Genomic DNA, 22,614 nt, shown 5'->3' with positions numbered 1-22,614 from the left:
GACCCAGGCATGCGACGACACCTCGCGTTCCTCGAAGGGCTCCGCGATCGGGGCTATTTCGACCTGGCCGACGACTACCTCGATCGGCTTCGCGACGACCCTCAGCTCCCTGAGGGGATCGCCCCGCTGCTGGCGTTCGAGCGGGGGCGGGGAAAGATCGAGGAGTCCCAGGTCGCCCAGGATCTCGAACGCCGCGACCTGCTGCTCGACCAGGCCCGTTCGGCGTTCGACGCCTTCCTGCGGGAGTACCCGACTCACGAGCTGGCCCCCGAGGCCAAGGTGCAGCTCGCCCAGGTGCTCTACCAGCGGGGTCAGACCGCCGCCCTGAAAGCGGACGAGGCCGAACGGCCCGAGGAACGCGACACCCTCCTCGCCGCCGCCCGGGCCGCGTTCGCCCAGGCGAAGGCGTCGTTCGACCAGGCACTGATCGACCTGCGGAACGCTTACGAGGCCTTCCCCGCCGGGTTCATCGAGGAATCGGACCCCACCCACGCCCTCCGGGAGGAGGCCCAGCGCAGGCTGATCGACGCGACCCTCAAGCGAGCGCTCATCGATTACGACGAAGCCCAGACCTACCCCGAGGGCTCCGAGGAGCGGGGAAAACTGCTCGACTCGGCCGCCACAGCGTTCAAGAACATCTACGATTCCTACCGGACCTGGATGGCCGGCTTCGCCGCCCGGATGTGGCAGGGCAAGAGCCTGGAGGAAAACGGGGAGATCGGCTCGGCGATGGGGATCTACAACGAGCTGCTCGGGCACGACGACCCGAGGCTCACCCAGCTCCAGCGCCAGGTCGCCTTCTTCAAGGTGATCGCCCACCGCAAGCGAGAGGAATACCCGCTGGCCGAGCGCCTCGCCCGGGAGTGGCTGGCGCTCAGCCGGGGGGACACCGGGTCGTACGAGCGGCTTGGCGTGCAACTGGAACTGGCGAAGAACATCGACGCGATGCTCGAAGCCGAGTACGGGCCCGCGGTCTCGAACAAGGAAAACCTGGTCAAGGACCTCGTCCAGCAGCTCTCCGAGGTCGTCCGCTACGCCTCGCCGTACAAGGCCGAGGCGGTCGACCTGCTGCGAAAGTACCGCCCCGGCAGCACCATCGACCCAAGAAGCCTCGCCGGCCTGAGCTTCGACCAGGCGATGGAACGAGCCCGGGAGGAGATGGGGCTCCGCTCCTGGGAGAACGCGATCGTCCTCTTCCAGGCGGCGCTGTCCAAGGCGAACCCGAGTCGCGACCCCAGCCGGGCAAACGAGGCGCGGTATCTGCTCGCCTTCTGTCTGTATTCCACCCGGAGATACCACGAGGCGGCCGTGCTGGCCGACTTCCTCGCGAGGCGATACCCCGAGTGGGACTCCTCCCTCGGAGCGGCCGAGCTGGGCATGGGCGCCCTGGCGATGGCGTACGAGTCGGTCGGCGGGCCGGGGCAGGCTGAGGACCTGGCCCGGCTGCGGTCGTTGGCCCATTACACCATCGCCACCTGGCCCGACGCCGCCCAGGCGGATGTGGCCCGGATCCTGCTCGGCGACGTGGCGCTGGGTCAGGGACGCTACGCCGAGGCGGCCGAGGCATTTGAATCGGTCAAGACCCCGGCGCACGCCCTGGAGGCCCGGGGGAAGGCCGCCGCCGCCCATTGGCGCCGCAGCCTGCTGCTCCGCAAGGAAGCTGGTGAGGGCCCCGTCCCTCCCGAGGCCCGGGCCGAGGCCGACCGGGCGCTCGAACTGCTCAGGTCCGCGTATGACGAGCGCGTCGAGTCCCGCGTCCCCCCAACCGACCCGGAACGCCTCCGGAACGCCGGGGACCTCGCCGAGATCCTCCTGGCCGAGTCCCGCCCCGAGGACGCTCTGGCAGTGCTCGATCCGCACGTCGAGGCAATGGCGACCGCGACGCTCAACTCCGTGACCCGGCCGCTCTCCTCCCGACTGCTCCGGCTTCGGCTCCAGGCGCACATCACCCAGGGGCAGACCGAGGAAGCCCTGGCCGACATGAACGCACTGGAGTCCGTCGAAACGGACGAGCCGCTCACCCAGTTGTTCTTCGGGCTCGGCCGCGTGCTGGAGGCGGAGATGGAGGCCCAGCGGCAAGCCGGCGACATCGCCCGGCTCAACGCCAGCCGGGACGCCTTCCAGAAGTTCCTGGACGCCTTGATCGAGAGTCGATCGGGCCAGTCCTATGCCTCGCTCCAGTGGGCCGGAGAGCAAATGCTCGCGCTGGAGCGGCCGGGAAGGGCCGTGGAAATCTTCCGTCGCGTCCTCGAGGAATTCCCGGAGAACCCGGGGCTGCTGCGCACCCGGCTGAAGTTGTCGGCCGCCTACCGGCAGGACCACAAGTTCAAGGAAGCGTGGTCCATCGCCGCCAAGCTCGTCGCCGAGCACCCGAGAGGACTCGACTTCCTGATCGAGCAGTGCCAGATCCTCGAGGATTGGGCCGAGGTCGAGCCGGGCTACTGGAACGTCGCCATCCGGCACTGGCAGGATCTCGCCAAGAAGCTCGAGGGGACCCGGCCTCGCCCCCCGGAATACTACGAGTGCTGGTATCACGTCGCGCTCTGCCAGCTCGGCAAGGGAAGCTCCGACGCCGCCCGCCGGACGCTCAAGAGCGTCATGGCCCTGTCCGAGACTCTGGGCAGCCCAGAGATCAAGCAAAAATACGAGCAACTCCTCCGCCAAGTCGGGGGCTGACGCCTCCCGGACCGCCTCCCCACGCCGATCCCCGACTCGACCCCGACCTTGAGGGCGATTCGACCAATGAGACGCCTCCGCTGCCCGATCGCCGCCTCCCTGACGCTGCTGCTGGCCGCGACCGCGATGGCCGACGACGTGGTGCTTGTTCCCGGCTCGAACATCCCCGCGACGGGGGGAAGGATCCGGGGCAAGATCGAGCGCGAGACGCCAACGGCCATCCGGATCGGCGCTCGGGACGTGCCGCTCGACCAGGTCGCCGAGGTCATCTATGACGCTCCCGGCATCAGCTACTCGCAGGCCCGGATCCAGGCGAGTAACGGCAACTTGCCGCAGGCGGCCGAGCTGTACCAGAAGGCCGTCGGCGAGACGAACAACTCCCTCGTCGCGCAGGACGCCCGGTTCCGGCGCGCCGCCGTGCTGGCCCAGCACGCCCGGGTCGATCCCTCGACCCGGGACGCGGCGATCCAGGCCCTCGAGTCCGTGACCACCGAGCTCGCCAACAGCCGGCACCTCGGCCCCGCCCTCGAGCTGCTAGCCGCACTCCGGCTCGAGGCCAGGGAATTCGACGCCGCCGACCAAGCTCTCCGGGAATTGGCCACGCTCTCCTGGGCCGCCGACCGGGCCGCGGTGCTCCGGGCCCAGGTGATGGTCAAACGCGGCCAGTCGGAGCAGGCGCTGCGCGAGCTCGAGACGCTGATCGGCCGGCTCAGGGAAGGGACTCCCGCCCGTCGTCAGGCCGAGCTCGCCCGGGCCGAGGCTCTGGTCGGCCTCAGCCGGTTCGACGAGGCCGAGCAGGCCGCCCGAGCGGTCATCGACGCCGCCGACCCCGAGGACGCCGCCACGCTCGCTCCTTCCTACAACACCCTCGGCGACTGCCTCCGGGCCGCCGGCCGAACCCGGGACGCCCTCTTCGCCTACTTACATACCGACATCCTCTACCCGTCCCAGGCCGAGGAGCACGCTCGGGCCCTCGCCGCCATCGCCGAGCTCTGGCGCGTGTTGGACGAGAACAGCCGAGCGGCGCAAGTCGTCGAGCGCTTGGAGCGGGAGTACCCCAACAGCCCCTACCTGCCCGCCGCCCGAGGCGTGATGTCCAATCGCCCGGATCGCTGACCATCGAGCGGGCCGGCCCGGTCACGACGGCCGCCCCGAGGACGACTTCGGAACGGTCAATCCGCCATCGGCAGCGTCCCTGGCCCGCTCCAATCGTCCGCTCTTCGAATCGGGCGCTGCCGATCCCTCCCGGGACGCCCTTCCCCTTGTCTCGGTCGGCGTCGAGGCCTCCGTCCCCAGCCTGGAACCCGGCTCCTCAGCTCGGACCAGATCGATCAATCGAGCGTCTCGCTCCCGGGCGTCTTCCTCTCAAACCCAGGAGGGACGATCACCCGAACGGCTTGCGGGATCAGTTCCACGACGACCGGGGTCTGCCCGATGATCTCGCCGTCGGCCTGCACCGGCAGCGGGCTGGACGACCGAGCGAGGGCGATGCGGACGTTCTTCCGGGCCTTGAAGTAGCGGATGCTCGGGTCGCTCCGCTGCGCACCTCGGAGGAGGTTGATGGTCAACCGAAGGTAGTCGAACGCCGACCGGGCGCGCAGAACGCAGACTGCCAACTCGCCGTCGTCCGGGCGGATGTCGGGCCCCCAGCGGAACGGCGGCTGACCGAGCGTGCCGACGTTGGCCACGAGGACCTGGGACGCCCGGAGCCGCAGGTCCCCCTGGTCGTCAATCCGGATGACGAACCGCCTGGGCTGGAACCCGGCCAGCCGCACCACTCCCGTCCAGAGGTAGGCCAGACGGCCAAGCCTCCGCTTCGACTCGGTGTCGGTATCCCGGATCATCAGGCTGTCCAGGCCGACCCCCACCTGAGTGAAGAACGGTCGGCCTCCCACGCGCATCGCATCCAGCGTGGCCAGTTCGTTCGAGCTGGCGAGGATGGCGCACGCCTCGTCGGGGTCCAGCGGGAGTCCCAGCTCCCGGGCGAGCACGTTCGCCGTGCCCAGGGGGAGAACTCCCATCGGCACGCCCGAACCAATCAACCCATCGGCCACGGCGGCCACCGTGCCGTCCCCGCCGGCCGCCACGACCAGCTTCGCCCCGGCGCGAATCGCCTCGCTCACCAGAGCCTTCACCTCCTGCCCCTCGGCGAGCAGATGGATGCGGCAGCTCCCATCCGCTTCCGCCCCGAAGTGGCGACAGAGGATCGTCCGGATCTCGGTCGCAAAACGGCCCGAGTTCGGATTCAAGACCACGAAGACGGTGCCAAGTCGGAGCAGGGCTTCGGTGCTCATCGCGATGGTTCACCTCCAAGCCCTTCCTTGAGCAACCCGCGTGCCATTGTTCGGGAAGGCGTCAGCGAGACGGTGCTGCCGACTCGTCGAGCACGGCTCGGACATCGGCCACCACCCCTTCCGGGTTCAGGAACTGGAGGTTGTAGATCTCGCGCTGGCGGCCTTTCGGATCGACGAGGAAGATGCGGGACGGGTGATCCAGCGTCCCACTTGGCCCGATCCTCGCCCACATATCCCAGGAGGAGATGACCCGGGACACGTCCTCCGGCTCCCCGGTGAGGAAATGCCACGCCTTCGGATCGGCGTCATAGAGGTCGGCATATCGTGAGAGCACCTCGGGCCGATCGGTCTTCGGATCAAGGGTGATCGACACGAACTCGACGTGATCGCCCCACAGCCGGTCCCGCTTGAGGGCCTCCTGCACGCGGTACATCGTGTGCGTCGTCGCCGGGCAACTGCCGTTGCAGGTCGTGTAGATGAAGCTGACGAGGGCCACCTTGCCCCGGGATCGGACTTCGGCCAGTGAGAACGGCTCCCCCGATCGGGCATCGATGAGCACCGTCTCGGGAGCCGGCCCGATGTCGGCGAGTCGGGAATCCTCGATCGGGGGAGCGGCGCCGCAGCAGACGGTCGCGACGACCGCGGCCATCCCGGAAACGAACTGTCTCATCGCGATCCTCTCCTCCGCGCCGAGGCGGCGAAGGTTCCCTTCCCGTCGAGGGACGTGGCATGCTCCCGATCGAGTCGAGGGTATCCGGCCTCCTCCGGTCGGACAAGGGCCCGATCGGGTGGGGAGCTCAACGGATCGTCCCCGATGGCGCAAGGCGGCGATTCGAGGGTCCCGATCACGGGGCGACCACACAGCGAGTGGGAGCCAGAGGCGGCCGAGATCGCCCGGAAGGCGCGCGAAGACGCCCCGCCAGGGCGGGGCGTCGGGGGGAGCTGAGCGTTCGATCGAGCCGGGGGCAGGGGTCGGCTACCGGGTCAGTTGGCCCGAATCATGACCCCGGACGACTCGGGAAGCGGGGGAAGATCGGCGGTCATCCCGTCGAGCGTCCGGCGGGCGGCCTCCCGGATCTCGAGGGAGGGGTCGGAGTCGGCCATCTCGGCGAGCCGGCGTCGGGCGTCGGGAGAGGCTCGGTGGCCGAGTGCCTCAAGGGCCTTGGAGCGGACCGACTCGTCCTCGTCCCGGGAAAGGCGAAGCAGCCAGAGGACCGGGTCGATGTCGTCCCGGCCCTCGATCAGCGGAACAGCCGACGCCCGGAGCTCGGCCCGGGGATGGTACAGCAGCTTGGCCAGACCGATCAGCTCCTCGTCGAGCCCCCGGGCGCGGAGGACGATCTGGGCGGCCAGGGCCACGGCGGTTTCGGGGTCGTACAGCATGGGCAAAATCGCGTCCTCGGTGAGCACGTCGGGACGCGGGGCGAAGCTATTGAGCACCTGAATCCGAACGGCGGCCACATCGTCGTGGAGCCGGGAGATGGCCGGCTCGGCCATCGCGTCGATCGGCAGCTTGCCGAGCGCCAGCACCGCCGCGAGCCGGACCCCCGGCTCAGGGTCATCGAGCAGGGCCACCAGCGGCGTGTGGAGCCGATTCTTCCAGGACGCGATCCTCCGATCGTCGTCGGGCCAGGTCGTCTTCCCCGGCTGCCACGACCAGCAGCGGCCGAGCACCTCGGCGGCGACGGCGCGGACGGCGGGCGAGGCGTCGGCAAGGCCGACGGTCAGCAACTCGGCCGAGGGCGTCAGCGCCTCGGGCCAGCGCTCGGGAGCCGGCTCGACGGCCAGCCGATCCAGGGCCCAGCCGACCATTGCCACCACCTTCGAGCGATCCACCGGACCGAATCGGGAGAATCCGGCCCCCAGACCGGCGAGGTCCCCGAGCCAGGCGTCCAGCTCGTCGTCGGTCATCCCCACCAGGGGAACCGTCCCGGCGCCCTCGTCGCCGGTGTCGGGGGCGACAAGCGCCTCGGCCTGGGCCAGCGCCTCGGTGTCGCCGACGGCCAACCGAGAGGCCCGGCCCTCCCGCCCGGCCGCCTCCCCCGCTTCATCGGGGGAGGAGGAAGTGGTGGTCACGCCCTCCTGAGCCCCCTCCGGGCCAGCCCCAGTCGGGCCCGAGGGGGCCATCATGACCGCCAGTCCGGCCGCGAGCACCAAGCCCACCACGCCGACGATCCCCAGCCCCATCCGCGCGCCTCGTCCCAGTGGCATGGTCGCCTCCCTGACCGGGCCTCGCCCGGCTCGCCGTCCGAGCCCCTCCCCGCCCTCCTTCGGTACGGGCCGGTCATCTTAGCCGGCCCCCTCACCTCGACAAGTCCAGCTTCCGCACCGTGAATTCTGCCCATTTTGCCCGAACGGCCACCACGCCGCGAAATTCCCGGGACTGCCGCTTTCCAGTTATCTTCTGGATCCGAGGGGCCGATCAGTAGTCAAGACCGGTTCGAGGGAAGACGGCCGGCGGTCACCAGCACGGATGCGACGGGCCGGAGGGCCTCGGCGATCACGCCGGGTCCTCGGTCCGGGCGGGGGCAACGACCATGATGAGGAGAACGGCGATCCGGGCGCTTTCGGCCGCGATCGTGGCCCTGGGAGCGATCGGGGCGGGGGGTGCCGGGCCGGGGACGCCTGGGGGCCTCACGGGACGTCGGGTCGACCCGGCTCAGGTGCTGCCCATGCATCTGGTCGTGCCCGAGGCCCGAGCCGAGGTCGCCGAGATCATCTCCGAGCACAGCTTCCACCACCGAGGAGAGGCCGAAACCTTCCCCTGTGACCCGCAATTATATCTGAGCCTGCTCAATGAGCCGGCGCTGACCCTCGCCCTCTGGCAGGACCTCAGCTCCAGCCCGGTTCGCCTGACTGCCGTCGCCCCGGGCGTCTACCAGGGGACCGACGGCAACGGCACGACGGCGACCTGGAGCTTCGTGCTCCGGTCCCCCCAGCTTCATGTCCTGCTCTGCCGGATGGAGTATCACAATCCGAAGGGGTCGGCACACCTCGAAGGCCGGATCGTGCTCGTCGTCCGGACGAGCTACTACAAGGAGGCGACCGGGGCTCCTTGGATCCAGCACGAGGTCGAGGCCTTCGTGAAGATCGACTCGCGCGGCTGGCGGGCCGTTGCCCGGACCTTCCGACCGCTGATCGAACGACTGCTGGTCGATCAGTTGCAGGAGGCCGGCTGGTTCGTCTCGCTCATGGGGCGCCTGGTCGAGACTTACCCCAACTGGGCCGAGCAGGTGGTCTCCTCCCACCCGGGCCTCCCCTCGGAGATCCGAGGCCAGTTCCTCCAGGTCGTCGCCCGGGTCCGCCGACCCAACTCCTCCCCCGGCCGCCCGGAGCTGGCCGAAGAGGTGGTCGCCGATACTCGGTAGACAACCGAGGATCCCGCTCGCTCACTCGGCGACGGCCGTCGGGGCGTCCCCCGCTCGGGCCTCGCCCTGGGGAACAGCCCCCTCCGAACGACTGGAGGGGAGCCGGAGGCGCACGGCGACCGCGAAGTGGTCGGAGGGCCCCCTCGGATTCGCGTGCTCCTGGTCCCCGAACCGGAGCGGTCCTCCGCGATCATCGCGGAGGAAAGGAGTGTTGATCGTCCGCACCGAATCGGGCACGAGGGCCCAGCCCTCGGCGTCGAGCAGTCCGGGGGAGGCGACAAGATGGTCGAGAATCTGCCAGCGCCCTCGGTAGCGATACGTTCCGAACCGTTCGGGATCGCGACCGGCCATCAGGTTGTACAGCCGGGGCCGAGCCGACCGGGCCGAGGAGAGCACGGCCGAGGCGTCTCCCGAGGTCCGAAGGCCGATCCGGAGCGAATCGTCGTCGGGCTCGTCATTGAAGTCGCCGCAGAGCAAGACGTCGGCCAGTCCCGGATCGGTACGCTCGAGTTCCAGGTAGGCCTCGTACATCGCCCTGGCATACGCAAGGCGCTTAGAGCCCTCGGCGTCGGTCACCCGGCTCGTCCAGTGGCCGACGACAAGCTCCAGCGGCTCCCCCTCGACGATCAGCCGCCCCCGCAGCAGGCGGCGATCGGCCAGGGCCTCGGTGGCCCGATCATCGACGGGCAATCGGGTGATCACGGCCGGCTCGATCCGGCGCCCGCTGATGTTATCGCGGTGGATGACCCCCTCGTACCGCCACTCGGTCGGCAGGCGGTCGTTCAACGCCCGGCGGAGCAGCTCGACGGCCCGGCGATTCTCGACCTCGACCAGAGCCAGCACGTCCGGACCCCGGCCCCCGTCGAGCGTCAGCAGGGCATCGGCCAGCAGGTCGAGCTTGCGACGAAGCGCCGAGGGGTCCCTGGCGAACCAGGAGTCGAGCGGGTCGGAGTTCTTCGGGTCGTCCGTGTCGTCGAACAGGTTCTCGACGTTCCAGGAGACGACGAGGTAGCCCTCCGCCGGAGGCGAGGGGGAAGGGCCGAGGTCGGGGGGCCCTCCCGAGCGATCGAGCAACACCAGGGCGACGAGAATCGCCAGGAGGGCGAGCAGCCACCTCGGGTCCCTCCGGGAGAGCCGGACGATGAGAGCCTGCAACTCGGTCGGGATCGGCCTTTGGGACATGGCGGCAACTCGGTCGATGAGCGTCGGGGGATCGAGGGCCGTCGCCGGCCGCCGGCCGCCGGCCGCCGGCCGCCGGCCGATCGGATCGTAGCCTTGGGCGAGGCCCCCGTCCAGGTCACGAGGAGGATCGCTTGCCGCGAGGAAGAGGTGAGAGTAAGATCGATCATTGTCATTGACTTATCAGTGACACCGCCCGATCTGGGGCACTCGCCCCCGGGAATCGGCGGGACGGGACTGTGGTGGTCCCGGAGGAGAGGGGCGGAACCATGACGACCCTCGCACTCCTCGCCTGCCCCGGCTGGGTCCCTCGGCGCCTGATGTACTCGATCTGGCTCGTACTGGCGGAGCGTTGTCCCAAGCTCCCTGATGGAGGCGTAGCTGCCTCCAGGCTCGACCGATCAGAGTCCCTTCGGCGGATCGACGCGATGGCCGCCTCGGCGATGACCGCCGAGCGAACCTCGCCCGTCCTCCCACCGGCATCCCCTTTGGCCAGGACTTCCGCCGGGTCGGCCGCCCTCGGCTCGGCCTCCGGCGCCATTTGGAGCCATCAGCCGGTATTGATCCTCGACGGTCCCCAGGGAGTCCCTCCCCAGGTTCGGTCGTCGAGAGCGTTTGTCCCGGCCGTGCACCGACGTCCGGCGCGCAGCAACCGGGTCTGGTTCGCATCCCGGTCGGCCCACCGCTCGCCCGGCGTGAACCCGGCCATGCTCCCCGGACGCTAACGGGCGCCTCCTGCCCAATCGCCGCAAAAAAAACCGGTCTCGCGTGTCGCCACCGGGGACGAAATCCGGTGAATAACACCGACCAAGCGAGCGAGACTCCCACCTCGGATCGCGACGAAGCACGAGGACGGCCTGTCCCTCCAGGCTTCCCCAGATCAACGCCGGACGCCCCTTCGCGTCCGACATCTCGACCACCGCGAGCCTCCGCGCCTCGCGGATTCGACGACTCGGCCGGCCGTGGCCGCACGAGCGCAGCCGGCCCTATACGCATCCACTTATATTCATTCCATCGATCGTTCCAAGCGAAGGAGATTCCGATGTTCGCGACCCCCCGCCACAGCCGATCCCGCCGCGCCGCTCGCTTCTCCCCGGCCGTTGACTCCCTCTCGGCTCGCGTCCTCCCCGTGGCCCCGATGCCGACGATGGACCCTCCGCCGGAGCCTCCCCCGGCCGAGATCGCGCCCATCGACCAAGAGATGCTCGACCTGCTCGCCGAGTTCGACGCCGTCTGCCGATCAGGCGCCGAGGATATCTGAGCCCGCGCCAGGGTGACCTTACGCGACGAGGACCGCGAATGTGACGTGTCCGATTGAACCGGAACGATTCCCAGACCGAATGAGGGTCGCGTGTCGTCCGAGTAGGGAGCCAGGATCAGATCGAGAGGACGACCGAGGGGGCCATGGCAGGCAATCGCCGCTCCGATCGGGAGGAGCGTGATGGCATGGCCCCCCCAACTCGACCGGCTTGCGAACAGCTGCCGCCGGGATGGGCATCAAGTTCCCGCGATCAGGGCGATCCGGGACGTTCGAGGCCGTCGAGGAGATCCGACGACTCCCGCGCCGTCCCCGCTCGTTGCCCGACCAGGTTCTCCAACTTCTTAACCATTCCGAGTTCCTCTCGGCGGAGCAGGTCGCGATAGGGATCGATTAGTTGTAAGGCATTCTCATAGAGTTCAACCCGTTCCATGAAGGAGGTGGGTGAGACCGCAGCGAGATGGACGAGGGCGCGTACCCTCCAGAGGGCGATCTCGGCCTTGAGGGACTCAAAGGATGCGTTCCGCCGGACTCGGTCGGGATCGGCGATCCGGCTGTCGGGAGCCGACCGGACGGGATCGGGGTCGGCGTTCCGACCGTCGGAATCCGCCCGGGCCATCTCACGAGCGGCGATGTCCAGCCCCTCCAGGGCGAGTCCGATCATGGGCTCGACCTGGGAATGGTCTTGCAAGGCGATGCCCACTCTCGCTTGCGCGAGGGTGAAATGCAACTCGGCCAACTCGAAGGGAGAAAGGTTTTGGGGCGCCTGGACGAGCTGGAGAGCCCGGGACAGGTACCGGATGGCGGCGGCGTGGTTCCCCTCGGCGTTGGCGATGATTCCCATCCCGAGGTACGCTCGGACGTTCGTTCGATCCAGCTCCAACGCCCGGTGGAACGCGGTCTTGGATTCGACGATCCACTGGTGCTTCTCGGCACCATCGGAGTTTTCCGACTTGGCGAAGGCCACCCGGCCGAGGCTCACGTACCGGTTCGAGTCGGCGACCGTCTCCCGGTTGACAAGGACCATCGCGACCGTGCCGAGGGCCAGGGCCGCCGAGACGGCGAGGCCGATCCGATGGCGGCAGAACCAGAACCGGATGCGTTCGCGACGACTCGGATTGTGCTCGTGGAGCATCGGCCGACGGGACAGGACGGCCCGGAGATCGTCCGACAGCTCGCTCGCGGAGCGGTAGCGGTCGGCCGGATGGTACGCCAGACAGCGACGGAGCACCGAATCCAGCGCATGAGACGCCTGCGGGTTGGCGGATCGGACGGGGGGCCAACCGTCGACCCGAGCCGCCAGCAGGTCGTTGATGGCTCGAGGCAGGGGAAGGTCCGGGGGGGGAGCCTCGGGACGATCGCCTGTGATCAGCTCCCGGAGCACCAACCCAAGGGCATACAGGTCGGCCGAGGGACCGACTTCCTTCCAGCGATCGGGGTCCTTGAAGGCTTCCAGTTGCTCCGGAGCCATGTAGGGGAGCGTACCGCCCCGCAGTGCACTTTCAGCCCGATCGGGGGCGTTCGGGTCGTGCGCCAGGTTGAAGTCGAGCAGCTGGGGCCCCTCGGTGGCCGACAGGAGGATGTTGGCGGGCTTGACGTCGCGGTGCATGATCCCGCGGGAATGGGCGTGGCCGAGCGCGTCGGCCAGGGCGGCGCCGAGCCAGCAGCAGGCGTCGACGTAGGAGCCGCGGCGGGGGAATCCTGGCCACTCCACCTTGACCGAGAGATCCTCCGGCGCGGCCGCCTCGAGCAGTGTCCGGGCCGACCTCCTGGCAGGGGGGATCTTCTCCATCCGGCGGATGACCTGATCGAGCGGCCGACCAGGCCGATAGGGCATGCACAGGCCGCGGAGGCCGGTTTCCTCGTCACGAACGACGTTGAAGACCGGCATGATGTGCGGGTGCTGGAGCCTCCCCATGATCGACGGCTCCTCGCCACGATCGGAGGAGATCTTCAGCGCGCTGAGCCGACCGCCGAGCTCCTCATCGTCGGCCAGGAAGACGCGGGCGGCCCCCCCCTGCCCCAGCACCGAGCGCAGGCGGAACCTCAGGAAGTGTTCGCCGGGCTCGGGGTATCGAGGTGGCGTCCCCGGGGGGACGCCGACGGCCTGGCTGAGCATCCGGTGGTAATTGAGCTGAGAGGCGAGGGAATCGCGCCAGGGGGCGTAGCGTTCGCAGAAGGAGTCGGGATCGGGGGCCTCTCCCGCTTCTTCTCTCAGGCAGAATTCCTCGTAGATGAGGCTGAGCATCCGCTCCGAGTCGGCACCGAGGTCGGGTAGTGCCTCGAGATAATCGGCGATGGCCGGCCGCTGCCCCTCGGCGAACCGGCGTCTCAGGTCGGATTTGACCAGCCCGGCGAGGGATGACGGAGTTCCACCTTGCCGCAGCCAGAGCGTGCGAAGTTCGGCGAATCGGTCCGGTTCGACGTCGGGCCGGCCGATGGTCTCTTCGGTCATTCGCGCCTCCCTCGGTCGGAGAGCCAGTAGTCCCCCATCACCTTGAGCTCGCGCTGGACCTTGCGCACCGACCAGTCGACCTCCTCCGAGATCTCCTTGGTCGAATAGCCCTGACGCGCCATCTCCAGGACGCGACGATGCGTCTCGTCGAGCCGGTCGTTGGCTCGCTGCCAACCCTCATTGGCCACGGCATATTGGCTGGGGGTGGGGTCGGTCGAAGCCAGGGGCAACGGCGCCCCAAATCCCTCCGGCGCGGCATCCAGACTGGTCGTTCGCCGCTGGTCGCGCTTTAGGCTGTGCAACCGGCGGTGCTCGTCAATCACCTTCTGCTTGGCCGCTTTTTCCAGGAAGGCCATCAGCGCCGAGACCGAGGGAAAGTCGAACCGGTCGGATTTCGCAAGCAGGCTCCGCCACACGTCGCTGGCGAAATCGGCCGAGTCATACAAGGAGCGCATCGGCTGATTCAGCCGCCGGCGCACCACTCGGACCACCTTGGGGTAGCATTGCCGGAACAATTCCTCCCAGGCTTGTTCGTCACCCGACTGCGCGCGAGCGAACAACCCGTCGACCGACTGACCCGACGATCCGTGCATCTCAGGGCTCCCACATGGAACCGTCTCGGGCTTGATGGCTTCCATCGTGCAGGAGTGCACGCCCTCACGAACGCGAGCCCATGGACCCCGCCCGTTCCCGTCTAATAATCATGGTGCCACACGTCGGTGTGGAAAGAAAAGGGAAATCCGCGCCAAAGTCGGGGGGCGGAGATCGAGGGAGGCCGCTCGCGGGGGTCGTCCGGCCCTATCGAGGCCGAGCGGTCGGGGTCGGCATCCGGCCGGGCGCATTCGCGATCAGGGCGGCGGGACCGGCTCAGTTCCAGCCCACCACGGCCCCGGCGGGCATTGGATTGATCGGGTACGGAAGCGGCGCCGAGGCGGGATAGTCGCCCTCGGTCAGGAGGCCTCGGCAGGCCAGTCGATAGAGCGGGCAACCCTCGTGCTGCCGAAGCGCCGCCTCTCGAATCGCTTCCGCCAGATCCTCGCGGTTGATCCGACGAGCCGCCACATAGCGGCCCAGCGGGGACAGGCCCGGTCCGCCGAACTTGATCTGAAGCTCGAGGGACTGGCCGCGACGGGCCCGGCCGATCATCAAGCGAATCTCGCCGCGCAGCTCCTCTCGGAGCCGCCGGACAATGTCCCGGACTCGGCGACGGTAGCGCCGGATCGGCAGCGCTCCGACCAGATCACCCCACGGGTCGGCCAGGGCGTCGCTGGCTGGCTGGGAGGCCACGAAGAGTTCGGGATCCAGGGGCAGACGGCGATCGGTGCCGTGCGCCTGGATCAGCGCCGAGGCCGCCGCCGCCCAGACGCTCGAACCCGGATCCCCCCCGGACCACCAGGGGCGTCGCCTGAGGTAGGCCCGGCGGATCCGATCTGCCAGGCATCGGGTTGAGAACTGTGTCGCGAGCACGGTTCCCTCGCCTGCAGGAAAGGGGCGAGCGAGCCTTCGGACTCGGCCCTGGCCGCCCCATCGCGGCGCACTGGGCGGCCCATCCGGATCTCCTCCGCCGAATCGCTAGACCGTAAGACGCGACCCGCGACGACAGGAATTCCGGAAAAGAATCTCGCCTCCCCCCCTCACTCGCCGAAGGCCCCTGCGGAGTCTTCCTCTCCTGCCTGGTGAAGCGCTCCTCCCCTGGATCCCCCGTCCCGGTCGGGCTAGAGTGGCGACGATGGGTCGCCTCGGGCATCCCGACCTCCCGCCCGATCGTCACGAACCCCGGCGAGATGTCATGCCGACCCCCGACCCTCGAGACGACTGGATGGTCATCCGCTCCGACCTGGCCGGACGAATCCGGGAAATCCGGCTGGAACTTTACGGCGAAAACGGCGGCCCGCTGCTGGCCTCCGCGCTGGATCTCCCGTTCCACCGCTGGGCCGAGTTCGAATCCGGAATGGCCATGCCGGGGGAGATCATGCTCCGCTTCCTGATGCTCACTCAGGCCGATCCCCACTGGCTGCTCACCGGCGAGGGGCCGAAGTTCCGATCGTCGTCCTAAGGCCCTCCCCCGGTGCGGCCGGTGTCCTAGAGTCTCCTCGGGGCATCGGCCACCCGATCGACCGGCCCCCGATCCGAGCCCTCGAGGGACGAGACGATGGGAGATCTCATTCTCGAGCTCTGGAAGCAGCTCCGCGACGCCGGCATGCCCGAGGTCATGCTCTTTCTCCCGGACGGCAGCGCCTGTCGCTGCCACTGGGACAACACCGCTCAGATGGGCCCGACTCGGGTCGCCCTGCTCGGCGACCAGGAGCGGAATATCGTCCGGATCGTCCCGATCTCCTCGTGTGCTGGCATCGGCGTCGCGTCTCCGAAGGGGACCGACCCCAACGCCTACCGCGCCGTGATCCAGGACCGCCTCGCCGGCTCCGTCTCCGCTTCCCCTTCCTCCCCGGACGCCGTCGTCACGACCTGAGCGGCGGTCGCATCCCCGGGGATCATCGAACTGGTTCTCGACCGTCTGAGGCACCAGGAGACGTCGACTTCCCCTCCGAGGGGGGGCCGGATCGGACGGCGGCGGCAGCCCCGTCGACCTCGATGCCGGGGAGGGCCGGCGCGGAGGCCTGGCTGGCCCGCTCTGCGATCCGGTGCCCGGGATCCCGATCGCCGACCTTCCGGCCTCGGAGCCGGACGGTTCGTCCGAGCCTTCGGCGCGACGATCCGGATTGAGACCCCTGTCTCGATCGCTCGGCACGCTCCGCCTCCAGATCGGTTGGTGGGAACGTCCCTCGAGGATCACCGCTCGACAGCCCTCCGAGATTCAGGAGGGCAGCGCTCCGGCCAGCTCCTCGATGAATGAGCCGATCCGATCGACCAGCGCTCCCCGAGGCTGGTCCGCTGCCTCGGCGAGGCGACGGACCAGCGCGCTGCCGACGATCAGGCCATCGGCCACCGGGGCCAGCGCCCGGATGTGCTCGGCTCGGCTGATGCCGAACCCGATGCAGATCGGCAGGTCGGTCTGTGTCCGGAGCCAGGAGACGGCGTTGGCCAGGTCGGGGGGCAGCTCAGTGCGTTCCCCGGTGATCCCGGCGACCGAGACATAGTAGATGAATCCGGTCGTCGTGCGGGCGATCGCCGAGGCCCGGTCCCGAGGGGTGCGCGGCGTGATGAGCTGGATCAGGCGCAGGTCGCGATCGGCGACGAGCGTCGCCAGCTCGCCGGCCTCCTCGACCGGCAGGTCCGGGACGATCAGGCCGTCGACCCCGGCCGCCTTCGCCTCGTCGGCGAATCGTTCCGGACCACGTCGGAGGATGATGGCGTAAGACGACATCGTCACCATCGGAGCCTCGACGGGGGCCTCGCCCTCCCCTCCCCGGCGGACGGAGGCGAGGGCCTCGAAGATCGGTCCGAGCCGAATCCCTCCGTCCAGCGCCCGCTGGTAGCTGGCGGCGATCACAGGACCGTCGGCGATGGGGTCGGAATAGGGGATCCCGACCTCGACCATGTGCGCCCCGCGCCGGATCGCCTCGCGGATCAGCGCCGAGGTGGTCGGCAGGTCCGGATCCCCGGCGGTGAGAAAGGGCATCAGGGCGCGGCGGCCCTCGGATCGGAGGCGTTCGAAGAGGGCGTCGATGCGGTTCATGGTTCGTCGGGCCGGTTCGGCCCGCGGTGCGGGGCGGGGGCTTCGGTTGATGGCGGCGCGGCCGGGGGCCAGCCGGTGGATCCGGGGGCCTCGAGCCGACTAGAGTACCACAAACCTCCCCCCCGGCCGATCGTCCCGCGATTGCACGATCGGGAAGAACCGGGCCGGATCGAGTCGAGGAGCATTGTGATGGCGGAGCGACGGGTCGCCCTGGTGACCGGATCGGCCACGGGGATCGGCAGGTCGGCGGCCTGGCGGTTCGCCGAGCTGGGGTACGATGTGGTCGTCAACTACTCGAAGTCACGGGAAGACGCCGAGCAGACGGCCGACGGCGTTCGCTCCCGAGGGGCGGGGGTTCTCGTTATCCGGGCCGACGCCGGGAAGGATGTCGAGGTGCGATCGCTCGTCGAATCGGCCGCCTCGGCCTTCGGCGGCCTCGACGTGCTGGTCAACAACGCCGCGACCACCCACTTCATCCCCCACACCGACCTCGACTCGGTGACCGACGCCGTCTGGGACGACATCCTCCAGCTGAACGTGAAGGGGACCTTCTACTCCTGTCGGGCCGCCATGCCCCTGCTCCAGCACCGGAACGGCTCGATCGTCAACGTCGCCTCGGTCGCCGGGATCGCCGGCTCGGGCAGTTCGATCCCCTACGCGGCCAGCAAGGGGGCGGTGATCACGCTCACCAAGAGCCTGGCCCGAGCCTTCGCCCCCCAGGTCCGCGTGAACGCCGTCGCCCCGGGGCCGGTCCTGACGCGATGGCTCGCCGACCACCAGGACATGGTGGACCAGGCCGTCTCCCTAACCCCCCTGAAACGGGCGGCGACTCCGGACGACATCGCCGAGGCGATCGTCTACCTCGCCGACCGGGCGACGCTGACGACCGGCCAGATTCTCGTCGTCGACGGCGGCCGGACGATGTGATCCCAGCCCGGCTCGGGCCCCTCGCGATGCGACTGGTCGGCCTTGCCTCTCCCCGGCGATCGGGATAAAGTGCCATCTCACCCGTCGACGATCCGCGCCGGCCCCGATCCCCGGAGCCGACCCTCCGCATCGCCCCCCTGCCCGACCGACGCGCGGCGCTCCAGGATGGAGATCCAACCCGATCGGCGCCTTCCGGGCCGCCTCCAGCGGCCAGACCCCGCGGCGCCGACTCCCGGACCAAGGAAGGCAAAGGAGCTGGTCCCGATGCCGATCGTCGCCCGCCCTCGGATGTTCTCCCTCCTCATCGCCCTGCTCGCCAGCGTCCCGGCCGTCTCGGCCGATGAACCCGGCCCCTCCCCTGAGCCGAAGCCGACCCCCAAGGTCGACGGGGTGGCCAACACGGTGAAGCTCGACCTTCAGATCTCGGGGGTCGGCGCCGGGTGGAAAGTCCGGATCAAGCCGGCCCACGCCGGGAGCCGCTTCGAGCCGGTTGTCCGAGAGGTCGAACACGGCGACGACGGTCCCGTCCGGCTCGAGGAGATCTCCATCGACGCCACGAGCCTCACCGCCGACCGCGATTGCGCCCTCGCCATCGTGCTGACCGGCCCGGACGGCGTCGAGCAAACCTTCAAGCGAAGCGTCCGGCTGCTCCCCCAGCCCGACGCCGACACGGTTCCCGAGCTGTCGAAGACCTTCTACCTGAGGACCAGCACCGTCGCCTCGAAGGAGACTCCCCGGCCTCGGCCCGACTGATCTCACCCTCCGTCGGTACGGAGTTCGCCCCGGTGCCGGCCTCGAGCCGAACCGGGGCGAGTTCTCGCGCTCGACGGCCTGATCCGGCCGATCAGGAGTCGAACTCCGAATCCGCCTCGGCAGCGACGTAGAAGGGGAAGAACTCCTGTCCGGCGAAGTAGTCGGCCATGGCGCGGCGGACGGAGCGGAGTTGGTCGAGGAAGTGCGCGTACTGATGCACGAAGCGGCGGCGGCGATCCTCGGGCAGTTGCAGGATGTCGTTGTAATAGCGCTCCCGTGTGATTGGATCGCGGAAGCTCCAGAGCCGCTTGATCTTAAGGCCGGTCTCCTCGTCCTCGTAGGTGAGCTGCCGGGCGTACTGCCGGGCCTTCATCTTCTTCGCGAAGGCAATCAGCTCGGCCTCCGACTCGAAGCCGCCGTGCCGGTCGATCCAGTCAACGATCGACTCGGTGCGGATCCTGGGCCCTTCCTCCTCGCAGAGTTCCTTGAGGCTCGCGACGATCTCGGCCGGTCCCATCGGCGTCTCCCTCCGACGTGCAATCGATGCGCGGTGACGCGGGCTCGCTCGCTTCGCGATTTCCCACAGTCTACGCGAATCCCCCCATCCTGTCGATGGACTTCCGTACAACCCTGGGCCCGCTCGACCGTCACAACCGGTGCGACCGCCAGGGATTCCCGCGCTGATCGGCGACCGATTGACCTGACGGCTCGCTCCCGATAGCGTGGCCCTTCTCGGGGGCCCTGACGCGGTCGTCGGCCCCACCCGGACATCTTCCCGAGGATCGAACCGATGACGCTCCGCACCTGGTTGACCGCCGTTCTGGCGGCGCTGGCGATCACCTGCTCACCGGCGATGGCCGACGACGAGGGCTGGACCTGGCTCTTCAAGGACGGCTCGCTCGACCACTGGATCGTCCCCGAGGGGGACAACGGCCACTGGAAGGTGCTCACCGTCGACGGCTCCCCGGTGATCGATTACGACGCCCGAAGCGAGGCTCCCGGCGACAAGAACCTCGTGACCAGGGAGGAGTTTGGCGACTTCGTCCTGGAATTCGAGTGGCGGATCAAGGAGACGCCGTACATCAACCCGAACATCCCGTATGTGCTCCCCGACGGCACCCACGCCCGGGGCGTCGACGGCAAGCCGCTGAAGCTGGCCCTGCCCGATTCGGACTCTGGCGTGTACCTCCGCGGCTCGAGCAAGAGCCAGGTGAACATCTGGTGCTGGCCGATCGGCTCGGGAGAGGTGTACGGCTACCGGATGGACGGCTCCCTGCCTCCCGAGGTCCGAGCCGGCGTGACACCGAAGACCCAGGCCGACAAGCCGGTGGGCGAATGGAATGCGTTCCAGATCACCATGAAGGGGGACCGGCTGACCGTCGTGCTCAACGGCGTGACCGTCCTCGAGGACGCCCAGCTCCCCGGAATCCCGGAGCGGGGCAACCTCCAACTCCAGCACCACGGCGGTTTCCGGGACGGCAAGTACACCGGGCCGCCGAGTTTGGTCCAGTTCCGGAAGATCCGGATCAAGCCGCTGGACTGAGCGAAAACGACTGCCCGATCCCGAAGGCTCCCCGGGGGGCTCCCCTCCCGAATCGGACGGACGGAGGGCCTCCGGCCCTCCCATGATCCCGGGTCGCCCCGCTCGGTTCGATTGCGACAGGTCGCCGACCGCCCCCGAGGCCGATCGCTGATGGGGAGGTCGGCCTCATCCTGATCCTGGCGATCCGGGTCCTTCCGAAGGATCGCGAGGCGATCTCCTCTCCCGGGGCGGTCTCCTCGATCGTTCTCCCTCCCCGGCCTTCCCGGACCTGGAGTCGGCCGGGGCTCCTGGACGGTCGAGGTCCGTCGGCGGCAATGGCCCGAACGGCCGTCTCGCGAGGGGCGAGGCTCCTCGAGGGAGGGTTGGGAAGGTGGTCCGGCTTGCCGCCCTGGTGCCTCACCGCGTTCCCGATCCGATCGGGCTGCCTCGGGGAATGATATCCTGGTTCGCTTACCCTCTGACCGCCCCGATCGCGGTCGGAGCGCCCGCTCGAACACGGAGGATCGATGCAACCCGTCTCCATCGGCCTGCTCGGCCTGGGGACCGTCGGGGCCGAGGTGGCCCGGCTGGTCGAGGACCGGAACGGGCCGTTCGCCACGAGGGCTGGCCGAGAGGTGGTCCTGAAGAAGGTCGCCGTCCGGGACCGGCTCAAGTCGAGGGGCCTCGCCCTGCCGATCGACGTCCTGTCGACCGATCCGATCGCCGTGGCGGCCGACCCGGCCGTCGACATCGTGGTCGAGCTGATGGGGGGAATCGAGCCGGCCCGAACCGCGGTGCTCGCGGCGCTGGAGGCGGGCAAGGACGTGGTGACGGCCAACAAGGCGCTGCTGGCCGAGCACGGGGCCGAGCTCTTCGCCGCCGCCCGGCGATCGGGGAGGGCCGTGGCCTTCGAGGGGGCCGTCGGTGGCGGGATCCCGATCATCAACACGATCGGTGTTGGCCTGGCGGCCAATCGATTCAAGGCGATGGCGGCGATCCTCAACGGCACCTGCAACTTCATCCTCTCCAGCATGGCGCGATCGGGCCTCTCTTACGCCGAGGCGCTCCGCCAGGCCCAGCGCCTCGGCTACGCCGAGGCCGACCCGACGCTCGACGTCGACGGCACCGACACCGCCCACAAGCTCGCCATCCTCGCCCAGCTCGCCTTCGGGGCGTCGGTGACGACGTCCATGATCCCGAAGCAGGGAATCGATACCTTGCAATCGGCCGACATCCAGTACGCCGCCGAGCTGGGTTACACCGTCAAGCTCCTAGCCGTCGCCCGGGACCACGGCGACGCCGGCCTCGAGCTGCGCGTCGCCCCCCGGCTGGTGAGAAAGGGGTCGCCGCTGGCGGAGGTATCGGGCCCCGACAACGCGATCCGAACGGTCGGCGATCCGGTGGGATCGACCCTCATCTCTGGCCAGGGAGCCGGCGCCGGGCCGACGGCCTCCGCCGTCCTCGGCGATCTGATCGACGTCATCGTCGGCCGGGCCGCGCTGACCGCCCGATCACTGGCCCTCTGGCCCGAGGCGGCTCCCCCTCCCCGGCTCTGCTCCCCGAAGGACGTGCGCGGCCGGGCCTACCTGCGGTTCTCGATCGCCGACCGCCCCGGGGTGCTCGGCTCGATCGCCCAGGTGCTCGGCCGACACAACGTGAGCATCGCCAGCGTCATCCAGCACGACCCCGGCGAGGACGACCAGCCCGACGCACCGGTCCCCCTGGTGATGATGACCCACGTCGCCTCCGAGGCCGACCTCGACGCGGCGCTGGATGCGATCGACCGCCTCCTGGTCGTCTCGCCGCCGAGCGTCCGGCTGGGCGTGGAGGACTGATTGCGACGCCGACGCGACGCCGGGAAATGACTTGTTTGCCAGTGGCGAGGTCGTCATCATACGAGGATCGTTCGCCCCCGGGGCGGACTCAAACAGGGATTCCGAGCCAGCCGACCGGGCCGGAGGACCTCGCCGGTGCCCCCTTTCCCCGAGGTCGAGAGACGGCTCCCGGAGGGGACCGAGCGTTATCATGCCACCCGTCGCCATCATCCCGCCCAGCGAAATCGACCTGGACCGAGTCGTCGCCGACCAGGAGCAGATCCGACGCTTCAACCCCCAGCGCTTCGAGATGGAGCAGCTCTCGGCGATCGTCCACATCGACACCGATGAGCACCTGATCGTTGGCTACAAGGACATCACCGACGACGAGTTCTGGTGCCGAGGGCACATCCCCGGATTCCCCCTGATGCCCGGCGTCCTGATCTGCGAGGTCGCCGCCCAGCTTTGCAGCTACTACTGCCAGGCCGTCCGCCTGGTGCCCGACGGCTTCCTCGGCTTCGGCGGCCTCGAAGACGTCCGCTTCCGAGGCCAGGTCCGCCCCGGCGACCGCCTCGTCATCGTCGGCAAGGCCCAGCGCCTGCACCGCCGCCAGACCATCTTCGACACGCAGGGGTTCGTCGACGACACGATGGTCTACCACGGCCGCATCATCGGCGTACCGATCATCGCCACCGAGGGCGCCCCCGTCGGCGAGCGCGGCGACGGCTGAA

At 69.2% G+C, this 22,614-nt stretch carries 20 protein-coding genes; 11 read left to right on the top strand and 9 right to left on the bottom strand.

From position 1 onward, the window contains the following. Positions 1-9: 9 nt before the first annotated feature. Entirely contained in the window at positions 10-2,676 is a 2,667-nt protein-coding gene (locus tag TsocGM_RS04545; protein ID WP_126724134.1) for a tetratricopeptide repeat protein, read from the top strand. A gap of 66 nt (positions 2,677-2,742) precedes the next feature. Beyond that, the gene (locus tag TsocGM_RS04540) at positions 2,743-3,792 is read left to right on the top strand and encodes a tetratricopeptide repeat protein (protein ID WP_126724133.1); all 1,050 of its coding nucleotides are present in this window, start codon (positions 2,743-2,745) and stop codon (positions 3,790-3,792) included. Positions 3,793-4,007: 215 nt separating this feature from the next. Here the strand turns inward: TsocGM_RS04540 and TsocGM_RS04535 are convergent, their stop codons facing one another. The 3 genes from TsocGM_RS04535 to TsocGM_RS04525 form a co-directional block, all read right to left on the bottom strand. Further along, a complete protein-coding gene (locus TsocGM_RS04535; protein WP_126724132.1) occupies positions 4,008-4,970 on the bottom strand; it encodes a diacylglycerol/lipid kinase family protein in 963 nt (320 codons plus the stop codon). A gap of 61 nt (positions 4,971-5,031) precedes the next feature. Continuing rightward, positions 5,032-5,640, bottom strand: a complete 609-nt coding sequence (locus tag TsocGM_RS04530) for an SCO family protein (RefSeq protein ID WP_126724131.1) — start codon at positions 5,638-5,640, stop codon at positions 5,032-5,034. Between the two features lie 314 nt (positions 5,641-5,954). Next, the gene (locus TsocGM_RS04525; RefSeq protein ID WP_126724130.1) at positions 5,955-7,181 is read right to left on the bottom strand and encodes a HEAT repeat domain-containing protein; all 1,227 of its coding nucleotides are present in this window, start codon (positions 7,179-7,181) and stop codon (positions 5,955-5,957) included. Between the two features lie 326 nt (positions 7,182-7,507). Here TsocGM_RS04525 and TsocGM_RS04520 point away from each other — a divergent pair, with 326 nt between their 5' ends. After that, the gene (locus tag TsocGM_RS04520; RefSeq protein ID WP_126724129.1) at positions 7,508-8,338 is read left to right on the top strand and encodes a hypothetical protein; all 831 of its coding nucleotides are present in this window, start codon (positions 7,508-7,510) and stop codon (positions 8,336-8,338) included. A gap of 21 nt (positions 8,339-8,359) precedes the next feature. Here the strand turns inward: TsocGM_RS04520 and TsocGM_RS04515 are convergent, their stop codons facing one another. After that, entirely contained in the window at positions 8,360-9,520 is a 1,161-nt protein-coding gene (locus TsocGM_RS04515) for an endonuclease/exonuclease/phosphatase family protein (protein ID WP_126724128.1), read from the bottom strand. A 1,039-nt stretch (positions 9,521-10,559) separates the two neighbouring features. On the opposite strand from TsocGM_RS04515, the gene TsocGM_RS04510 reads away from it, so the two are divergent. Continuing rightward, positions 10,560-10,778 carry a hypothetical protein gene (locus tag TsocGM_RS04510; RefSeq protein ID WP_126724127.1) on the top strand — a complete coding sequence of 73 codons (219 nt, stop codon included), beginning with the start codon at positions 10,560-10,562 and terminating at the stop codon, positions 10,776-10,778. A 250-nt stretch (positions 10,779-11,028) separates the two neighbouring features. Here TsocGM_RS04510 and TsocGM_RS04505 read toward each other — a convergent pair whose 3' ends face one another. The 3 genes from TsocGM_RS04505 to TsocGM_RS04495 all read right to left on the bottom strand — a co-directional run bounded on the left by TsocGM_RS04505 (position 11,029) and on the right by TsocGM_RS04495 (position 14,697). Further along, on the bottom strand, positions 11,029-13,230 hold the full coding sequence (locus tag TsocGM_RS04505; protein ID WP_126724126.1) for a serine/threonine-protein kinase: 2,202 nt from the start codon (positions 13,228-13,230) through the stop codon (positions 11,029-11,031). Next, on the bottom strand, positions 13,227-13,823 hold the full coding sequence (locus TsocGM_RS04500; RefSeq protein WP_158633377.1) for an RNA polymerase sigma factor: 597 nt from the start codon (positions 13,821-13,823) through the stop codon (positions 13,227-13,229). The genes TsocGM_RS04505 and TsocGM_RS04500 overlap by 4 nt, the downstream gene beginning before the upstream one ends. A gap of 274 nt (positions 13,824-14,097) precedes the next feature. Further along, positions 14,098-14,697 carry a hypothetical protein gene (locus TsocGM_RS04495; protein WP_126724124.1) on the bottom strand — a complete coding sequence of 200 codons (600 nt, stop codon included), beginning with the start codon at positions 14,695-14,697 and terminating at the stop codon, positions 14,098-14,100. Positions 14,698-15,019: 322 nt separating this feature from the next. Here TsocGM_RS04495 and TsocGM_RS04490 point away from each other — a divergent pair, with 322 nt between their 5' ends. Both TsocGM_RS04490 and TsocGM_RS04485 read left to right on the top strand, forming a co-directional pair. Beyond that, positions 15,020-15,286 carry a hypothetical protein gene (locus TsocGM_RS04490; RefSeq protein ID WP_126724123.1) on the top strand — a complete coding sequence of 89 codons (267 nt, stop codon included), beginning with the start codon at positions 15,020-15,022 and terminating at the stop codon, positions 15,284-15,286. Positions 15,287-15,382: 96 nt separating this feature from the next. Next, positions 15,383-15,700: a hypothetical protein gene (locus tag TsocGM_RS04485; RefSeq protein ID WP_126724122.1), complete on the top strand. Its 318-nt coding sequence runs from the start codon at positions 15,383-15,385 to the stop codon at positions 15,698-15,700. Positions 15,701-16,045: 345 nt separating this feature from the next. Here the strand turns inward: TsocGM_RS04485 and trpA are convergent, their stop codons facing one another. Beyond that, positions 16,046-16,867, bottom strand: a complete 822-nt coding sequence (trpA, locus tag TsocGM_RS04480; protein WP_126724121.1) for a tryptophan synthase subunit alpha — start codon at positions 16,865-16,867, stop codon at positions 16,046-16,048. Positions 16,868-17,056: 189 nt separating this feature from the next. Between trpA and TsocGM_RS04475 the strand changes: the two genes are divergently transcribed. Beyond that, positions 17,057-17,794, top strand: coding sequence for an SDR family NAD(P)-dependent oxidoreductase (locus tag TsocGM_RS04475; RefSeq protein ID WP_199756698.1), 738 nt, complete (start codon positions 17,057-17,059; stop codon positions 17,792-17,794). A 264-nt stretch (positions 17,795-18,058) separates the two neighbouring features. Beyond that, positions 18,059-18,547 (top strand): hypothetical protein, encoded by a 489-nt coding sequence (locus tag TsocGM_RS04470; protein ID WP_126724120.1) that lies wholly within the window; start codon positions 18,059-18,061, stop codon positions 18,545-18,547. Between the two features lie 91 nt (positions 18,548-18,638). Here the strand turns inward: TsocGM_RS04470 and TsocGM_RS04465 are convergent, their stop codons facing one another. Then, positions 18,639-19,064 carry a hypothetical protein gene (locus TsocGM_RS04465; protein WP_126724119.1) on the bottom strand — a complete coding sequence of 142 codons (426 nt, stop codon included), beginning with the start codon at positions 19,062-19,064 and terminating at the stop codon, positions 18,639-18,641. 273 nt (positions 19,065-19,337) lie between these two features. Between TsocGM_RS04465 and TsocGM_RS04460 the strand changes: the two genes are divergently transcribed. The 3 genes from TsocGM_RS04460 (at position 19,338) to TsocGM_RS04450 (ending at position 22,613) form a co-directional block, all read left to right on the top strand. Further along, positions 19,338-20,090 carry a 3-keto-disaccharide hydrolase gene (locus TsocGM_RS04460; RefSeq protein WP_126724118.1) on the top strand — a complete coding sequence of 251 codons (753 nt, stop codon included), beginning with the start codon at positions 19,338-19,340 and terminating at the stop codon, positions 20,088-20,090. Between the two features lie 506 nt (positions 20,091-20,596). Then, positions 20,597-21,904 carry a homoserine dehydrogenase gene (locus tag TsocGM_RS04455; RefSeq protein WP_126724117.1) on the top strand — a complete coding sequence of 436 codons (1,308 nt, stop codon included), beginning with the start codon at positions 20,597-20,599 and terminating at the stop codon, positions 21,902-21,904. 190 nt (positions 21,905-22,094) lie between these two features. Continuing rightward, positions 22,095-22,613 (top strand): 3-hydroxyacyl-ACP dehydratase FabZ family protein, encoded by a 519-nt coding sequence (locus tag TsocGM_RS04450; RefSeq protein ID WP_126724116.1) that lies wholly within the window; start codon positions 22,095-22,097, stop codon positions 22,611-22,613. The last annotated feature ends 1 nt before the right edge of the window (position 22,614 follow it).

Origin of the sequence: Tautonia sociabilis (genome assembly GCF_003977685.1) — a bacterium.
Classification (GTDB): domain Bacteria; phylum Planctomycetota; class Planctomycetia; order Isosphaerales; family Isosphaeraceae; genus Tautonia; species Tautonia sociabilis.
Note: the sequence above shows the minus strand (reverse complement) of the source record. Positions and strands in the feature narration are given on the sequence as shown.

What these genes read in the sequence shown, in the direction of transcription:
- TsocGM_RS04530 (WP_126724131.1), bottom strand. Translation starts at nt 5,640, where the DNA reads ATGAGACAGTTCGTTTCCGGGATGGCCGCGGTCGTCGCGACCGTCTGC.
- TsocGM_RS04450 (WP_126724116.1), top strand. Translation starts at nt 22,095, where the DNA reads ATGCCACCCGTCGCCATCATCCCGCCCAGCGAAATCGACCTGGACCGA.
- TsocGM_RS04545 (WP_126724134.1), top strand. Translation starts at nt 10, where the DNA reads ATGCGACGACACCTCGCGTTCCTCGAAGGGCTCCGCGATCGGGGCTAT.
- TsocGM_RS04490 (WP_126724123.1), top strand. Translation starts at nt 15,020, where the DNA reads ATGCCGACCCCCGACCCTCGAGACGACTGGATGGTCATCCGCTCCGAC.
- TsocGM_RS04485 (WP_126724122.1), top strand. Translation starts at nt 15,383, where the DNA reads ATGGGAGATCTCATTCTCGAGCTCTGGAAGCAGCTCCGCGACGCCGGC.
- TsocGM_RS04455 (WP_126724117.1), top strand. Translation starts at nt 20,597, where the DNA reads ATGCAACCCGTCTCCATCGGCCTGCTCGGCCTGGGGACCGTCGGGGCC.
- TsocGM_RS04540 (WP_126724133.1), top strand. Translation starts at nt 2,743, where the DNA reads ATGAGACGCCTCCGCTGCCCGATCGCCGCCTCCCTGACGCTGCTGCTG.
- TsocGM_RS04535 (WP_126724132.1), bottom strand. Translation starts at nt 4,970, where the DNA reads ATGAGCACCGAAGCCCTGCTCCGACTTGGCACCGTCTTCGTGGTCTTG.
- trpA (WP_126724121.1), bottom strand. Translation starts at nt 16,867, where the DNA reads ATGAACCGCATCGACGCCCTCTTCGAACGCCTCCGATCCGAGGGCCGC.
- TsocGM_RS04515 (WP_126724128.1), bottom strand. Translation starts at nt 9,520, where the DNA reads ATGTCCCAAAGGCCGATCCCGACCGAGTTGCAGGCTCTCATCGTCCGG.
- TsocGM_RS04525 (WP_126724130.1), bottom strand. Translation starts at nt 7,181, where the DNA reads ATGCCACTGGGACGAGGCGCGCGGATGGGGCTGGGGATCGTCGGCGTG.
- TsocGM_RS04475 (WP_199756698.1), top strand. Translation starts at nt 17,057, where the DNA reads ATGGCGGAGCGACGGGTCGCCCTGGTGACCGGATCGGCCACGGGGATC.
- TsocGM_RS04470 (WP_126724120.1), top strand. Translation starts at nt 18,059, where the DNA reads ATGCCGATCGTCGCCCGCCCTCGGATGTTCTCCCTCCTCATCGCCCTG.
- TsocGM_RS04500 (WP_158633377.1), bottom strand. Translation starts at nt 13,823, where the DNA reads ATGCACGGATCGTCGGGTCAGTCGGTCGACGGGTTGTTCGCTCGCGCG.
- TsocGM_RS04460 (WP_126724118.1), top strand. Translation starts at nt 19,338, where the DNA reads ATGACGCTCCGCACCTGGTTGACCGCCGTTCTGGCGGCGCTGGCGATC.
- TsocGM_RS04510 (WP_126724127.1), top strand. Translation starts at nt 10,560, where the DNA reads ATGTTCGCGACCCCCCGCCACAGCCGATCCCGCCGCGCCGCTCGCTTC.
- TsocGM_RS04520 (WP_126724129.1), top strand. Translation starts at nt 7,508, where the DNA reads ATGATGAGGAGAACGGCGATCCGGGCGCTTTCGGCCGCGATCGTGGCC.
- TsocGM_RS04505 (WP_126724126.1), bottom strand. Translation starts at nt 13,230, where the DNA reads ATGACCGAAGAGACCATCGGCCGGCCCGACGTCGAACCGGACCGATTC.
- TsocGM_RS04465 (WP_126724119.1), bottom strand. Translation starts at nt 19,064, where the DNA reads ATGGGACCGGCCGAGATCGTCGCGAGCCTCAAGGAACTCTGCGAGGAG.